This window comes from Neobacillus sp. DZ-9, assembly GCF_059587065.1.
Window position 1 is genome coordinate 493,420 of sequence record NZ_JCAIOL010000004.1, and the last position, 15,569, is coordinate 508,988.

Below are 15,569 nucleotides of genomic sequence, written 5' to 3' on the forward strand. Positions count from 1 at the left end.
TCCTTAAGAAGGAATTATCCGTGCAAAAATGGAATATGTAGAAACAGAAACTTGATGGAACGGGGGATTCCAAAATGAAAGCAATAATTGTGACTGAGTTTGGCAACACAGATGTGATGAAATACACCGATTTAGAAATGCCGATATTCGGTTCTAAACAGGTTTTAATTCGAGTAGTAAAAACGAGTGTTAACTTTGCTGATATAAAGTCACGGTACGGGAAAAAGGGAGGAACCTTTCCATTTATTCCCGGCATTGATGCTGCGGGTGTGATAGAGGCAGTTGGTTCAGACGTTCAGCATTTAAAAGTTGGACAGCGTGTGATTGCGTTTCCCGCCAATGGTTCCTATGCAGAGTATATTGTGGCTGATGAAAATTTGACCTTTGCTATCCCTGAAAGTATTGGATTTGATGTAGCTGCTGCTAGTCCAATCGTTTCTTTTCTTTCCTATATTTTGCTCGCAGATCTAGCAAAATTAGAGCAAGGAGAAACGGTTCTCGTCCATGCCGCTGCAGGCGGGGTAGGGACGACCGCCATACAATTAGCCAAAATTTTAGGTGCAGGAAAAGTGATTGGGACAGTTGGAAGTGAAAATAAAATAAATGTGGCGCAAGAGGCTGGTGCTGATTATGTCGTTAACTACGAAAAGGAAGATTTCTCCGAAAAGGTGAATGAACTTACTGGAGGACAAGGGGCAAATATTGTTATAGACTCCGTTGCGGGGAAAATTACTGAAAAAAGTTTAGCGTGCCTTGCACCATATGGACGTTTAGTTCAGATGGGTAATTCCAGCGGTGAGGCAGGGAATTTTAAAACAAGCGATCTGCATGCTAGCTGCAGGTCGGTTCTAGGGTTCAGCTTAGGTACGACACGAAAACTGCGCCCCCATTTATTGCAGTCCGTTGCAGAAAAGGTATTTCCACTGTTAGCTAATGGCAGCTTAAAAATAAATATCGGCCACCACTTTCCATTGGTGGAAGCTGCAAAGGCACATGATTTAGTGGAAAATCGGATGAGTACAGGCAAAGTCTTGCTTGATGTAAGGGAAATGAATTAATCGCATTTTTCGATGCGCCGATAAATTAGTTAAAAACTGCGTTGCTGTATAAGTGACTTTAAGAATAGATTGTTCATTTTCAATTTCTTTAATTCAATGCAAGTAATGACTACCGCAATTATCCAATCATAAGCCCTTCCTTTTTAGCCGAAAATAATATGGCTCGCTCAATCAAATAAAGGGGGAAATGGCGTTGAAATGGCATAAATCAATACTTTCAATGATTCAGCAGCGTCAAGACAAGAAGGTTGCCTTAGCCGTGGATACTTCCACCAACGAGGCTCCCGCCATCCTTATTAATAACATAGTGAAACTGTTTGAACAGCTAAAGCCGGATACGATTTTAGTTCAAGCGGATTTTAAAATTCGAAGCATTACTCCCGTAAAAAGTGATACGATCAAATATCATACACATGGGAAATCTTCCTATACATTAGTGCTTGAGTGGGCAAAAGAAGAAAATGTAGATACACTGTTTTATATTACGGACGTAACCGGATTTTTTTCTGAAGAGATGGAGAAGGTCGATTTTGAATTATTTTGGCTGGTACCTGGTGCATTTTTACCAAGAGTTCCATTCGGAAAAGCAATTAAAGTTGCATAAAAAGAAAAAAATCCCTCACAATTTTGTGGGGGATTAATTTTAATGTCTTATGTAAAAAATAACAAGAGAAATCAGGCCCGCACCAACAATAGCTAACAGCAATTGAAGCGGCTTTGATAATTTATTTCCTTTTTCAATTAAATACTCTTTTGCTTTTTCCTCTAACGTAATTATGGAAACAATCCCAATAAACCCCAAAACTATATACAACCAGGTCATGCTCAAACACCATCCCTAGGACTAATGTTACTTATTAGACGAAAATTCTTCCTGTTTAGTTTCCAAATTTTGTACTTTTTTTAAAACACTAAGTAAAAAATACCCATTCATAAAAACAGCACTTATAATGTTATAGAGAAGTGAAAATAGGGCCCTTGGAGGGAATAGAATGAAAATAAGACTTGCCGAATATAATGAAAGTTGGGCGATCCTGTTCCAAAAGGAGGCACAATTTCTCAAAAACATTTTTGGGGATGAAATAATCGGATTCGAACATTTTGGCAGTACATCTGTTCAGGGATTAAAGGCAAAACCTGTTATTGACATGATGTGTATCGTAAAAGACATTGAAAAGGTGGATTCATATAACGACAAAATGAATGAACTTGGATATGATGTTGCGGGAGAATGGGGTATTCCAGGCAGAAGATTATTTCGAAAGGGCGGAGAAAACAGAACTCATCATATTCATTTTTATCAATTCGATAATCCCCAAATCGAGCGTCATTTAATTTTTCGGGATTATCTTCGAACCCATCCAGATGAAGCAGCAAGGTACAGCTGCTTTAAGGAAAAGTTAGCTGAGCAATATGAAAATACAAGCGATTATAGTCCGGCCAAAAAACAATTTGTGAGGGAAATGGAACAGCATGCTCTTGCTTGGTATGCACAAAGCAACGGGTGATTTTCGATGTTTTTTCTATTATTAACTATGATGATTATCTCTTTTGCCGTTGGAACTGTGCTAATTATTAAAACTAAATTAGTCTTTGGTTTATCAAATATATTGAAAAACAGAAAAAAAATGACGTATGGCACACGTCATTTCTTTTATACTAATCAATTTTTCGTAAAATCGCACGGACTGGACTTCCATCCGCCTCCACTAATGGAAGGGGAAGAGCAGCCAATTCATAATCACCAGGTGCTATCTCGTCCAGTACGAGTCCTTCCAAAATATGAATATTAAAACGGGTAAGCTCATGGTGGGCAGACAGTTCCTTGCTGTCGATTTGATCCACAGACGGCAAATCAAGGCCAATCAGACGAACGCCAAGCTCTGAAAGGTAAGAAGCCAATTCGGGTTCAATTGGGGGAATCGACTCAGGAAAAACACTTCGATCCGTCCAGGCGTCCGTCCGAATTAACAAGCGTGTTACCCCTTTAAGATTCATACCGGCAAGGTCCTTTACACCGATGCTGGTCGTTTCCTCTAAGTGAATGACCCGTGCTTCGCCCATATACAAATCAAGATCCAAATCGATAACCTTTTTCCCGTCGTTATCAAAATGGAAGGGGGCATCAATATGGGTGCCGGTATGAGCACTCATCGTAATCTGTCCTACATTGACAGAACCACTTTGTTCTTTACTCCAACTGACTTTGTAGTTGAAGGGTGTATCTCCTGGCCAGACAACGATATTGTTGTCAAGGCGCTGCGAAACATCGATCCATTTACTCATTCTTAGAGCCTCCAACACTTTAGATTCAACTTCTTCATTATCCTACAACTTAGTACGAAGACTCAATAGCTCAGGAAAGAATTGCTGGTCGAGAACTCGTTTTAAATAGGTAACACCAGAAGACCCGCCAGTACCCATTTTATGGCCAATAATTCTTTCAACCGTCGTCATATGATTAAAACGCCATAATTGCTGCTGATTGCCAATATCGACCAGCTTTTCAGCCAGTTCATACAAATCCCAGTATTGATCGGTATTTCGATACACATGCAGCCACGCTTCTTCCACACTAGCATTTGGTTCATAGTTTTGCGACCAGTCGCGGTTCAAGGCTTTTTCATCTACCGTTAAACCATGTGCCACAAGCGCTGAAATCGCAGCATCATAAATACTTGGTGCATGAAGCGATTCCAGAAGCTGTTCATATAATTCAGGCTGATGCTGATAGACTGCAAGTGTATGAGCATTTTTGTTTCCAAGTGCAAATTCAATCAAACGGTTTTGATAGGATTGGAATCCAGAGGAATGGCCTAGTTTATCCCGAAATTGCATATATTCAGCCGGTGTCAAAGTGGATAGGACACTCCATGACTGAATCAGCTGCTGCTGTATTCTTGAAACACGTGAAAGCATTTTAAAAGAAGGTTCCAAATCATTACGTTTGATACACTCAATCGCCGCATTCATCTCATGTAAAATAAGCTTCATCCATAACTCGCTAGTTTGATGGATAATAATAAACAGCATTTCATCGTGATGGCCAGAAAGCCGATGCTGGCTTGATAAAATTTGCTCAAGGTGGAGATAATCACCGTAAGACATTTCTTTTTTAAAATCTAATTGAATTTCCTTTTCGAGATTTGATGTCTTGTGTTCTTGAAGATTATCCAGGTTGCCCATAACATTATCCCTCACATTCTATTAATCTATTTAATTTGTTCATCCAGAGAATCCTGCTGTGATAGATTATTCATGTTTCTTTTATGAAAAAAGAAATATGCTACACATAAAAAGACTAACCACGGTATTCCGAACTGGAGTAAAATCTTGAAATCCGTATACCATGTGGTAATCATTAAACTGACAAGAAGTACTGCCCCTAAAATGGTCAAATATGGGAAGCCCAGCATTTTTACCGGAAGCTTTCGCCCGCCTGATTTTTCCCACATTCTTCTGAAAAATAAATGAGAAACAAAGACCATTAACCATGTAAATAAGGCACCGAACATCGAAATACCCATCATGAAGGCATAGGAAGTGCCAGGGAATAACGCGCTTACCACTGCTGCCACAATAATTCCAAGAGTGGAAACGGCCAGCGCTGTTGACGGAACACCTTTTTTGTTTAATTTGCCTAAGAACGCAGGTGCAAAATTACTGCGGGCTAAGGAAAACACCATCCGTGTTGAAGCATATAATTGGCTGTTCATGGCGGATAATGCGGCCGTTAAAATAATAAAATTCATAATTCCAGAGGCTCCAGGGATATTCAAAATTTCCATTACTTTAACAAACGGGCTTTTATCAACTCCAGCTGCTTTCCAAGGAACAATCATTAACATGATCGCAAGTGTTAAAACATAGAAGGTGGATAAACGGAAAACCGTTGCTTTCAAGGCTTTCGGAACTGCTACATCGGGATCCTTTGCTTCCCCAGCCGTTACGGCAATCAATTCAGTCCCTAAGAAGCTGAATAGGGAAATAAAGATGGCAATCCATACTCCATTCCAGCCAAACGGGAGAAATCCTCCGTCATTGACAAAATTCTCAGCACCTATTTTTGGATGATCAGATGTTCCAAATAAAACATAAGCTCCAAGAATGATAAATCCGACAATAGCACTAATTTTAATCATCGAGAACCAATACTCAAAGGTTGCAAAGGTATTGACACTTGTAGCGTTTACGTAAATTAACACGGCTCCAAATAGTAAGATCCAGACCATTCCTGGCACCGTCGGGAACCAGTATTTCATATAAACAGCGATGGCACTTACTTCTACCCCAACTGCCAGTACATTTGCAATCCAATACGAGTAGCGAACAAGAAAGCCTGCCATCGGATGAATATATTTTTCTGAAATAACGCCGAAGGATCCTGAAGCCGGGTGTGCAACCGTCATTTCAGCTAAACAGCCCATAAGAAGAAGGACAATAAAGGCACCAACCGCATAGCTGATTAAAACTCCAGGTCCTGCTGTTTGAATGGCGAGTCCGCTTCCAAGGAAGAGCCCCGTTCCGATGGCGCAGCCCATCGCAATCATCGTAAGCTGGCCTGTTTTTAATTCCCTCTTTAAACCTTTTTCTGGTCCATTTGTATTCATATTCGTCATACTTTCCCACCTTCCCTTGTTTTATCTTCAATTTACATTCATTTTACTTTTAATCATAGTGAATTTTAAGAGTTTAGCTGTTTTTAAAAAATTGATAGAGTTTTACTTTTTTTGGAACCGCTTACAAATGATTTTCGACAAAGGATGCCGTTAGGGAAAAAATCTATCTTGATTAAAATCCTCCTTTTTCCATAATTCAAAGTGAATCATAACAAGGAAAATGACACGGTGTCAATAATATATTTCTGAAAATTATAAATGTTATATCATTACGAATTCTTTTTTAGTAAAAACTTTTATTTTCAGAGGAATCCTTATATGCTGTTAATAGAAACAGGAGGAATGGGTATGACGGATGAAAAAGTGATCGATAAACGGCATTTGCGTTCAATCAAAACACGGATAAAGTTATTAGATGCAGCTAAAGAGGTATTTCTTGAAGAAGGCTTTCATAAGGCAACCATTTCTCAGATGATCAAAAAGGCCAGTATTGGGTACGGAACGGCATATGTTCATTTTGAAGGGAAGGAAGACATATTAATTGTTTTGATGGAGAATGTCATGGAGAAGTTCTATGAAATTGCCGAGGTTTCCTTTTTGCCTAAAACCAAAAAGGAAGCTATAGAGATTATCCTAAAGCAAGCCACTGCATTTTTGAAAATGGCAGAAACAGAACGGAACATGATGCAGGTTTTCGAGCAGGCGATTGGCATTTCGACCGCCATCTCAATCAAATGGAAGGCGATTCGGGAAAAATTTATTCAGCGAATTTCAGAGGATATTGCCTATGCTCAAGAAAACGGGCTGGCCAGACCCGAGTTAAATCATAAGCTCGCAGCCAGAGGATGGTTTTTCACAAATGAAATGTACCTATGGGAAATTGTCCGGAACGAACATCACGATACTGTAGAAGAAATTGCGAAAACAATCACGTCTATTTATACTAGAGGACTTTATCTCTAAGCTTTGTTAAAGGGAACTGCTAAATTTTTTAACACTGTTGATTGGAGCGCAAATCAACAACAAAGTTTAACAAGGCCTATCTTTAAAATGTGAAAGGGTGATAAAATGCAGGAGCTTCGCTATAAATGGGAACCATTTTTAAAATATGGCCAGCGGTTTGAGGTAGAAAAAAATAAGGTCATCTATCGCCAAGGGCATAGTGGAAGAGGATTTTATTATCTCAGCATCGGCGAAATAAATATCACCCTTCTGTCGGAAAAAGGGAATGAACGGATCATTAATGTTGTGCCGCCAGGGATGCTGTTTGGTGAACATGGTGTCCACCAGGAACCATATTTGACAAGTGCCACCGCGGCCTGCCCCTCAGTTATCCATTTCTTTTCTGATGAGGCAGCTGCAGCTATTTACGGGGAACATCCGGAGGCCTCCGTGATTTACACCGACTCACTAATCTACAAATTTAGAACTTTAGCAGAAATCCTTTCTCTCATCGAAAGTCCGGTGGAACAACAAATGGCTTATTATTTGTTAAAATTGTCAGAGGAAAATGGCAGCGCTTCCATGAATCAAACTTCTTTTGCCAAATACCTAGGTACGTCCCGTATTACACTCAATAAGGTGATTCAAAAGTGGAAGCAGGAAAACTATATCACCCTTCATAACCGTCAAATTGTTATTAAAGACATGGAAAAAATAAAGGCGATTGCAAACCAATAATAAAATTTAGTTAACCAGGTTTCTTAAGAAATCTGGTTTTTTTATATAGTATTTTCGGTTCATAATCTCGATGATGCCATCCTCTTGCCATTGCTTTAACACTTTATACACTGTGATTCTTGTTAATCCTGTGCAACTGGCAATGTCCTGCTGTGAAATAGGGATCTCGTAATTTTTAAATTCATAGCAAATATTGTGGAGCAGTAAGGCGATTTTTTGTTCGGATGTTAGCGCATCCAAATTGATGCGATCTAATAAAATTTTCATCTTATGAATAACCGTACGCGAAAAAAGTGGAACTAACTTAGGGTGCTCTTTAAGGAGTGCCTTAAATGTTTCACAGGGAAAATGATAAACGACGGAATCCTTTACGGCAATGGCGGATGTAAAATGCTGCTTTTGATCCAAAGACTGGACGCCTAAGAGCTGGTTCGGGATCACGATGTTTAAGATTCTCTCCTTGCCTGATGCGTTTACACTGACAATCCTCACTAAACCCTTTTTAAGATAATAAAATCCATCCCCACAGGTTCCTTGACTGTAGATGGCTTCCTTTCTCTTAAAGAACTGCCTCGTTCCAAACTGTAAATAGCTGTCCCAATCAAAAACATGTTCATACAGTGTGGCCATAGCATTACCTCCAAAAATTTTTTGGATGCCCTACTCAGATGTCTACTGTTTTTTCACTTTTATCATAGTGGAAATCAAAGGGATTATCCATTGATTATACTTATTATTTTGATAATTAAAAATATAAAATCAAGAAATATGTTAAATAGGCTACAGTTTCATTTTGTGGAAGCGGTTACAATTCAGTTGTGAATTTCCGTAAATTAAGGAGGCCCAAACGATGGGAATTAGAACAGGTAATCAATATATTGAATCCGTAAAATCCAGAAAACCAGATGTGTGGCTGCATGGCAAAAAAGTGACCAACTTATTTGATGAACCGGTTTTTAAACAGCCAATTCTGGAAATTGCCAAACTATATGATCTCCAGCATAATCCGGAGTACCAAGATAGAATTACCCATATATGCGAAGAAACTGGCGAGAGAGTCAACAACGCTTTTTTAGTGCCAAAAAGCTATGAAGATTTAATGAAACGCAGAGAAGTTTTTGAAGTGTTTGCTAAGGCGACCTTTGGGTTAATGGGCAGAACTCCGGACTTTTTAAATGTTGTTGTGACGTCCATGTACAATAATTCTTGGTTTTTTGAAAAATACAATCAAAATTGGGCTGAAAATATTCGCAATTATTATAAATACCTTCGTGATCATGACCTGTTTTTAACCCATGCGATTATTAATCCGCAAAATGACAGAAGTAAGACCTCACACGAACAAAAGGATACTTATACCCACCTGGGAGCTGTAAAGGAAACTCCGGATGGTTTAGTCGTAAGAGGAGCGAAAATGCTGGCGACGCTTGCTCCGATTACAGATGAAGTCATCATTTACTCATTCCCTGGCTTTAAACCGGGTGATGAAAAGTATGCTCTTGCCTTTGCGATTCCAATTGAAACACCGGGATTAAAAATTATTTGCCGGGAACCGATGCAGGATGGGACTCGTTCCCTCTTCGATCATCCGTTAGCGTCAAGATTTGAGGAAATGGATGCCCTGCTTGTTTTTGAAGATGTTGTCGTTCCTTGGGACCGAGTCTTCCTTTATAACAATGTTGAAGCAGCGAATAAACTGTACCCAATGACTGGAGCAGGCCAGCAGCCGGCACACCAGTCCGGTGTTAGAGGACTTGTTAAGCTGCAATTTGCAACTGAAGTAGCTATGAAAATAGCGGATTCCATTGGAGTCGATGTCTATTTAAATGTCCAAAATGACCTCGGAGAATTAATTCAATCGGTTGAATCCATCAGAGCATTATTACGGGTTGCCGAAATGGAATATACGATGACAGAACACGGAGAAGCAATGCCAAGTTATGTTCCGCTTGAAACGATTAGAGGATTGCTGCCAACGATGTATCCACGGGCCATTGAAGTGATGCAGATTATTGGGGCTGGCGGGCTGTTGATGTCGCCAACGGGCGCCGATTTTGAATGTGAGCCATTAAAGGATGCGATGGAAAATTATTATGTGGGAAGAGAAGGAGTGTCTTCATTAGACCGTGTAAGTTTGTTCAAGCTTGCTTGGGATTTATGCGGGGAAGCGTTTGGTCAGCGTTTGCTTCAATACGAACGCTATTATACAGGGGATCCAATCCGTAAACGTGCGATATTTTACAATAATTATAAGCGTACTCATTCGCTTGATATGGTGGAAGAGGCATTGGAGGTAAGTGTATTAAATAAGGGATTGGAGAGCCAAGTATGAAGTTATTAGGTATTTCTGGGACGATTATTGGGGCAAAAACAGGAATTCTGGTCAGAAAAGTATTAGAAGAAGTGAAGCAAAAGCACCCGGAAATGGAAGTGGAGTATTTAGATCTGATGGACTACGAGGTTCAATTTTGCGACGGCCGCAATCCTTCCACGTATTCCGAGGATACAAAGACGGTGATCCAAAAGGTTTCTTCTGCGGATTTTTATATTATTGGAACACCGATTTTTCAAGGCTCCATCCCAGGACCGTTAAAAAACTTGTTTGACTTAATCCATCCAAACGATTTCCGAAACAAAGTGATGGGATTTGTGGCAAATGGCGGAACCTACCAGCATTATCTGGTCATTGAGAATCAATTAAAACCGATCGCTGGTTACTTCCGTGCCTTTGTCGCACCAGGCTATGTCTATGCGAACAATGAGCATTTTAACCAGAAAAATGAAATTATTGACCCTGATTTGCTGCGGAGGATCTCCGATTTGGCAGAAGAAGTGGTCCATATGCAAAAAGCTCTTAAAGGAAATTTCGAAATCATAAGAGGATAGAAGGGAGAAGAGGAAATGACAAAAACTCAGTTTTTACCGATTAATCTAATGAAATTTATTGAAGAGAACAAGGATCAGCTTCAGCCTCCAGTTAATAATAAAGTGATTTGGAAGGATGCGGAATTAATGGTGATGCTTCTTGGCGGACCAAACAAAAGACGTGATTTCCATGTTGATCCTTCGGAAGAAATCTTCTATCAAATTAAAGGAAGCTGCTACGTGGAAGTGATTAATCATGAAGGAAAGCGTGAAGTTGTAGAGGTGAAGGAGGGGGAAATGTTCCATCTCCCTGCCAATGTTCCCCATTCACCGCACCGAGTGGCAGATACGATTGGTCTAGTAATTGAACGAAACCGTGCACAAGGAGAACTGGAAGATTTCGTCTGGTTCTGTGATGAGTGCGACAATGAAATGCACCGAGTAAAGATTCAATTAACCAATATCGAAGTACAAGTTAAAGAAGCCATTGCCGGTTTTAACGGCAGCCGGGAGCTAAGAACTTGCATGAATTGCGGTCATGTAATGCCGGAAGAAGCGAGTGAATGGAAATGCGAGTAGACTTTCATACGCATATTATTCCTGAGAATTGGTCCGAGCTGACTCAGCATTTAACTGGAGAAAGATGGCCAAAGCTTGAACGGACCTGTGCCTGCGGCGCCAATATTATGGTCGCTGGAAAGGTATTTCGGGAAGTCACCGATCAGGTTTGGAGTCCGGAGAAACGAATTTATGATATGGAGCGGGAATCGGTTGATATTCAAGTGCTTTCGCCGATTCCAGTAACGTTCTCTTATTGGGCACCTGCCGAAGACGCAGAAAGATTAGCACGGATTCAAAATGATTTTATCGCTGAAACTGTCAATCAGTATCCAACTCGATTTATAGGATTAGGGGCTGTGCCACTGCAAAATGTGGATATTGCCATTCGTGAAATGGATCGCTGCATCCACGAATTAGGGTTAAAGGGCATTGAAATTGGTACAAATGTAAACGGTGTTAATTTGGATGATCCTTCTTTCATCGAGTTTTTCGAGATGGCGGAAAAATGGGAGGTCCCCCTCTTTATTCATCCTTGGGAAACGCTAGGAAAAGAGCGGATGCCGCGTCATAATTTGATGTACACAGTGGGGATGCCGAGCGAAACAGCCCTTGCAGGCGCAAGTCTTATTTTAGGAGGGGTCATCGATAAATTCCCTAAGCTAAAAATTTGCTTCGCACACGGCGGGGGATCCCTTCCATACCTTTTGCCAAGACTTGATCAAGGCTGGAAGGTTTGGCCGCATTTACGATTGCTCGACAAACCGCCAAGCTATTATGCGAAAAATTTTTACTTTGATTCTTTAGTCAATGCTCCTATTAATCTCCGATATTTAATTGAAAATTTCGGTCATGAAAAAATTATCATGGGCTCTGACTACCCATTCCTATTAAGAGAAGTGCCTCCTGGAAAAGTGATTGATGAAACGCTGGGACTCACGCAAGAACAAACAGAAGCCATGCTCGGAAAAAATGCAATGCGATTCTTAAATATTCCTGTAAAGGCTGGAGTGTGACATGATGGAAAATAAAATTCTTACACCTGAAGATAAATTAGCAGAACTTGGGCTGACCTTGCCGCCTCTTCGCCCTGCCTCAGGGAATTATGTGAGCTGCGTTCGGACTGGAAATCTTATTTTTACATCAGGTCAGGGGACGAATGAGTTCCGCGGCCAATTGGGGAAGGATGTCACCATTGAAGTGGGCTATGATGCCGCAAAACAATGTATGTTAAATCTCCTAAGTGTTATTAAAAATGAACTTGGCGAATTAAGCAAAGTGAAACGGATTGTGAAAATATTAGGTTTTGTCAACAGCACACCTGATTTTGACGATCAGCCTAAAGTGATGAATGGTTCTTCCGATTTACTTGTTCAGGTATTTGGCGAAAGAGGCAGACATGCCAGATCGGCTGTTGGAATGGCCCAGCTTCCACACAATAATGCAGTGGAAGTTGAAATGATTGTAGAAGTAGAGTAGCAGGAGGCGATGGGGATGAACTTAACCCAGCAACAAGTAATCAAGGATGCAAAACTCTTCATCAATGGAGAATATAAGGACGCTTTTTCAGGTGAAACCTTTGATACCATCGATCCTTCCACGAATCAAAAGCTTGCTTCGGTTGCCAAGGCAAATGAAGAAGATGCTAAATATGCCATTGAAGTAGCACAACGGACGTTTGAAAGCGGCATATGGAGCGAAATGCCTGTCGCGGAACGGTCGAAGATTTTGTGTAAAATGTCTGACTTGGTCATGGAACGAGTCGATGAATTGGCGCTCGTTGAAACACTGGATGTCGGAAAACCCATTAAAGAAAGCCGCGGCTTTGATATTCCAAGGGCTGCTGCCAATCTCCGTTTTTTCGCGGAAATGGCCAATTATATTCATCATGAACACTATGATCAAGCAAAATATATGTCATATTCCAAGTATGCACCTGCAGGCGTAACTAGCTTAATTATTCCGTGGAATCTTCCGTTTATGCAAATGACTTGGAAGGCATCGGCTGCTTTGGCAGCTGGGAACACGGTTGTGGTGAAGCCGGCATCCTATACACCGCTAAGTGCCGTCATGCTAGGTGAAATCGCCAATGAAGCAGGACTGCCACCTGGTGTATTGAATATTATTACCGGGCCTGGCGGAACAGCCGGAACAACGATGACCAACCACCCATCGGTCCGCCGCATCTCCTTTGTTGGCGACAGTACAACCGGCCGGACGGTAATGCAAAATGCAGCTTCCCAATTAATTCCGGTTTCATTGGAACTTGGCGGTAAATCTGCGAACATAGTGTTTGAAGATGCCGATTTGGATGAAGCAGTAGCGGGATCAATCGAAGCCATTTTTCGAAACCAGGGTGAAATTTGCTTAGCCGGCTCTAGGCTTTTGGTGCAGGAGAGTGTTTACGATCTGTTCCTTGATAAATTTTTAAAGGCTGTACGAAAAATAAAGGTAGGAAATCCGCTGGATGAAGCAACCGATATGGGGGCATTAGTATCAAAAGGTCACTTGGAGTCTGTTGATCAATATGTTCAAATCGGGCTTTCTGAAGGAGCCAAACTGGCAATCGGTGGAAAAAGAATGCTAGAATTAGGCCAAGGAAATTTCTATGAGCCAACGGTTCTTTATGACGTTGATAATAAAATGAGAGTGGCACAAGAGGAGATATTTGGCCCTGTCCTTGTTGTCATTCCATTTAAAACAGAGGAAGACGCAATTCGAATTGCCAATGATTCCATCTATGGGCTTGCCGGTGTCGTTTGGACAAATGACCTTCGTCGTGCCCACCGTGTTGCGGCAAAAGTAAATTCTGGCTTACTTTGGATCAACTGCTGGTATTATCGCGATTTACGAACACCTTTTGGCGGGGCAAAAGCGAGCGGCATTGGCCGTGAAGGCGGCCGTCATAGTTTTGAATTTTATACAGAAGCAAAAACAATTACGTTGAAGCTTTAGGGCAGAATCGAAGAGTGCTTTTATGGCACTCTTTATGAGTTCATATAGAAAGAGTGAGTGTATGAATCAGTTAGTGGACAAAATTGTGGAAAGTCTTATAGAAGCGGAGAGCACGAAGCAAGCCATTGCTCCCATTACTCAGCAATATCCTGAATTGAAGGTAGAAGATGCCTATAAGATTCAGCTTGAGGTCATGGCTAAAAAAGTGAATCTTGGCAGTAAAGTCATTGGCAAGAAGGTTGGTTTAACCAGCGTGGCGATGCAGCAAATGCTGGGAGTCGATGAACCAGATTATGGCCATTTGTTGGAAGAAATGAAGGTGGAAGATGGCGGCATCGTGAAAGTTGAGGGGTTGATTAGTCCAAAAGTTGAGGCAGAGATTGGGTTCATTCTTGGCGAGGACTTAAAAGGACCGAATGTCACGTTTTTGGATGTATTAATGGCCACGAAGTACGTGGTGCCAACACTTGAAATTATTGATAGCCGGATTGAGGATTGGAAGATTCAATTAGTCGATACGGTTGCCGACAACGGTTCTTCCGCAATGGTTGTGGTGGGTAATCAATTAACTCCGATTGACGGAATCGATTTACGTACTGTTGGAATGGTGATTTTTCAAAATGGGGAAATGGCCGAAACAGGTTCTGGTGCTGCGGTTCTTGGACATCCGGCACAAGCTGTGGCTTGGCTTGCGAATAAACTTCATGAATTTGGTATTACGCTTAAAGCGGGTGAATTAATCCTTCCGGGTGCGCTGACGAAGGCTTTGCCTGTTCGGGCGGGCGATCAATTTTCCGCACATTTTGGTTCACTTGGATCGGTTTCGGTTACTTTTGAGTAGGGAGGTATAGCAAATGACGTTAACCAGCGGTGTTGACTTAGAAATTGTAGATTATTTGTATTCGGCAGAAAAAGAGCGTCGGGAAGTGGTTAAGGTTACGGATCAATACCCGGAATTAACCATCGATGAGGCTTATCTAATCCAAGAAAAACTCGTCCAAAGAAGAGTAAATGATGGGGCGCGCCGAATTGGGTTAAAGCTCGGGCTTACCAGTAAAGCCAAACAAGAAATGATGGGTGTACATGAAGCAATCTATGGTTATTTGACCGATGACATGCTTTCTCTTGAATGGGAACCCCTTGATTACAATAAATTCATCCATCCAAAAGCAGAACCCGAAATCGCATTTATGATTGCGGAGGATCTGCAAGGTACCAATATTACAGCCGAGGATGTATTGCGGGTTACCAAATATGTGGCGCCTGCAATCGAAATCATTGACAGCCGTTACTTAAATTTTAAGTTTACCCTGCCAGATGTGGTTGCCGACAATTGTTCCTCATCAAGCTTTTTTATTGGAAGCAAGTGGATGTCGCCAAAAGTCTTAAATTTGGCTGATATCGGTATGGTAATGTCAAAGAACGGACAGGTGGCCCAGACGAGCTCAAGCGCCGCTGTGCTGGGACATCCCGCCACATCAGTAGCCTGGGCTGTTAATAAGCTTGGGGAAGCAGGAAAAGGAATTAAAAAAGGGGATATCATCCTTAGCGGAGCCATTTCCGAAGCCATCGCGTTTGAACCAAAAGATACCATCCTTGTACAATTTGCCGAACTTGGCAGCGTTGCATTTACTTGTAAGTAATCTACTTTTTCAGAATATTATCTATTAATATTACTAAACCATTAATATTTCCCAAGGCTATTATGAAACAAGCCTTGGGTTTTTTTTTAGATTCGACAAACTTCGAGTAGGGACAGGCACTAGCAGTAATCACTTTTTTCCCAATAATGCAGATAGATTTACCATGATATTATTAAATTCCAAACAAATCT

At 41.1% G+C, this 15,569-nt stretch carries 18 protein-coding genes; 13 read left to right on the top strand and 5 right to left on the bottom strand.

The genetic code is table 11. From position 1 onward, the window contains the following. Positions 1 to 74 precede the first annotated feature (74 nt). Together AC59HZ_RS14160 and AC59HZ_RS14165 are read left to right on the top strand one after the other, a co-directional pair. Positions 75 to 1,058, top strand: coding sequence for a quinone oxidoreductase family protein (locus AC59HZ_RS14160; protein ID WP_496546452.1), 984 nt, complete (start codon positions 75 to 77; stop codon positions 1,056 to 1,058). Between the two features lie 193 nt (positions 1,059 to 1,251). Beyond that, positions 1,252 to 1,662 carry a vWA domain-containing protein gene (locus AC59HZ_RS14165; protein ID WP_289987789.1) on the top strand — a complete coding sequence of 137 codons (411 nt, stop codon included), beginning with the start codon at positions 1,252 to 1,254 and terminating at the stop codon, positions 1,660 to 1,662. Between the two features lie 39 nt (positions 1,663 to 1,701). Here AC59HZ_RS14165 and AC59HZ_RS14170 read toward each other — a convergent pair whose 3' ends face one another. Beyond that, entirely contained in the window at positions 1,702 to 1,881 is a 180-nt protein-coding gene (locus AC59HZ_RS14170; protein ID WP_496546453.1) for a hypothetical protein, read from the bottom strand. Between the two features lie 169 nt (positions 1,882 to 2,050). On the opposite strand from AC59HZ_RS14170, the gene AC59HZ_RS14175 reads away from it, so the two are divergent. Then, complete coding sequence (locus tag AC59HZ_RS14175; protein WP_496546454.1) at positions 2,051 to 2,566, top strand: GrpB family protein; 516 nt, start codon at positions 2,051 to 2,053, stop codon at positions 2,564 to 2,566. Positions 2,567 to 2,717: 151 nt separating this feature from the next. Here the strand turns inward: AC59HZ_RS14175 and kynB are convergent, their stop codons facing one another. Genes kynB through AC59HZ_RS14190 form a run of 3 tightly spaced genes read right to left on the bottom strand, consistent with a single transcriptional unit; the run spans position 2,718 to position 5,677 of the window. Then, positions 2,718 to 3,344, bottom strand: a complete 627-nt coding sequence (kynB, locus tag AC59HZ_RS14180; RefSeq protein ID WP_496546455.1) for an arylformamidase — start codon at positions 3,342 to 3,344, stop codon at positions 2,718 to 2,720. A 42-nt stretch (positions 3,345 to 3,386) separates the two neighbouring features. Further along, positions 3,387 to 4,244: a tryptophan 2,3-dioxygenase gene (gene kynA, locus AC59HZ_RS14185; protein WP_496546456.1), complete on the bottom strand. Its 858-nt coding sequence runs from the start codon at positions 4,242 to 4,244 to the stop codon at positions 3,387 to 3,389. 26 nt (positions 4,245 to 4,270) lie between these two features. Continuing rightward, on the bottom strand, positions 4,271 to 5,677 hold the full coding sequence (locus AC59HZ_RS14190) for an amino acid permease (protein ID WP_496546457.1): 1,407 nt from the start codon (positions 5,675 to 5,677) through the stop codon (positions 4,271 to 4,273). A gap of 348 nt (positions 5,678 to 6,025) precedes the next feature. Here AC59HZ_RS14190 and AC59HZ_RS14195 point away from each other — a divergent pair, with 348 nt between their 5' ends. Next, on the top strand, positions 6,026 to 6,640 hold the full coding sequence (locus tag AC59HZ_RS14195) for a TetR/AcrR family transcriptional regulator (RefSeq protein ID WP_496546458.1): 615 nt from the start codon (positions 6,026 to 6,028) through the stop codon (positions 6,638 to 6,640). A 105-nt stretch (positions 6,641 to 6,745) separates the two neighbouring features. Continuing rightward, positions 6,746 to 7,357, top strand: coding sequence for a Crp/Fnr family transcriptional regulator (locus AC59HZ_RS14200; RefSeq protein WP_496546459.1), 612 nt, complete (start codon positions 6,746 to 6,748; stop codon positions 7,355 to 7,357). A 6-nt stretch (positions 7,358 to 7,363) separates the two neighbouring features. Here AC59HZ_RS14200 and AC59HZ_RS14205 read toward each other — a convergent pair whose 3' ends face one another. Continuing rightward, positions 7,364 to 7,987, bottom strand: coding sequence for a Crp/Fnr family transcriptional regulator (locus AC59HZ_RS14205; protein WP_496546460.1), 624 nt, complete (start codon positions 7,985 to 7,987; stop codon positions 7,364 to 7,366). A gap of 220 nt (positions 7,988 to 8,207) precedes the next feature. Between AC59HZ_RS14205 and AC59HZ_RS14210 the strand changes: the two genes are divergently transcribed. The 8 genes from AC59HZ_RS14210 (at position 8,208) to AC59HZ_RS14245 (ending at position 15,378) form a co-directional block, all read left to right on the top strand. Further along, positions 8,208 to 9,689: a 4-hydroxyphenylacetate 3-hydroxylase family protein gene (locus AC59HZ_RS14210; RefSeq protein WP_496546461.1), complete on the top strand. Its 1,482-nt coding sequence runs from the start codon at positions 8,208 to 8,210 to the stop codon at positions 9,687 to 9,689. After that, positions 9,686 to 10,243: an NADPH-dependent FMN reductase gene (locus AC59HZ_RS14215; RefSeq protein ID WP_496546462.1), complete on the top strand. Its 558-nt coding sequence runs from the start codon at positions 9,686 to 9,688 to the stop codon at positions 10,241 to 10,243. The genes AC59HZ_RS14210 and AC59HZ_RS14215 overlap by 4 nt, the downstream gene beginning before the upstream one ends. A gap of 15 nt (positions 10,244 to 10,258) precedes the next feature. Next, positions 10,259 to 10,801 (top strand): 3-hydroxyanthranilate 3,4-dioxygenase, encoded by a 543-nt coding sequence (locus tag AC59HZ_RS14220; RefSeq protein ID WP_496546463.1) that lies wholly within the window; start codon positions 10,259 to 10,261, stop codon positions 10,799 to 10,801. Then, positions 10,786 to 11,796: an amidohydrolase family protein gene (locus AC59HZ_RS14225; protein WP_496546464.1), complete on the top strand. Its 1,011-nt coding sequence runs from the start codon at positions 10,786 to 10,788 to the stop codon at positions 11,794 to 11,796. The genes AC59HZ_RS14220 and AC59HZ_RS14225 overlap by 16 nt, the downstream gene beginning before the upstream one ends. 4 nt (positions 11,797 to 11,800) lie before the next feature. Further along, positions 11,801 to 12,259, top strand: coding sequence for a RidA family protein (locus AC59HZ_RS14230; protein WP_496546598.1), 459 nt, complete (start codon positions 11,801 to 11,803; stop codon positions 12,257 to 12,259). A 15-nt stretch (positions 12,260 to 12,274) separates the two neighbouring features. Further along, positions 12,275 to 13,735 carry an aldehyde dehydrogenase gene (locus AC59HZ_RS14235; protein ID WP_496546465.1) on the top strand — a complete coding sequence of 487 codons (1,461 nt, stop codon included), beginning with the start codon at positions 12,275 to 12,277 and terminating at the stop codon, positions 13,733 to 13,735. Between the two features lie 61 nt (positions 13,736 to 13,796). Further along, positions 13,797 to 14,576: a 2-keto-4-pentenoate hydratase gene (locus AC59HZ_RS14240; protein ID WP_496546599.1), complete on the top strand. Its 780-nt coding sequence runs from the start codon at positions 13,797 to 13,799 to the stop codon at positions 14,574 to 14,576. Positions 14,577 to 14,589: 13 nt separating this feature from the next. Next, complete coding sequence (locus tag AC59HZ_RS14245) at positions 14,590 to 15,378, top strand: 2-keto-4-pentenoate hydratase (protein ID WP_496546466.1); 789 nt, start codon at positions 14,590 to 14,592, stop codon at positions 15,376 to 15,378. Positions 15,379 to 15,569 lie beyond the last annotated feature (191 nt).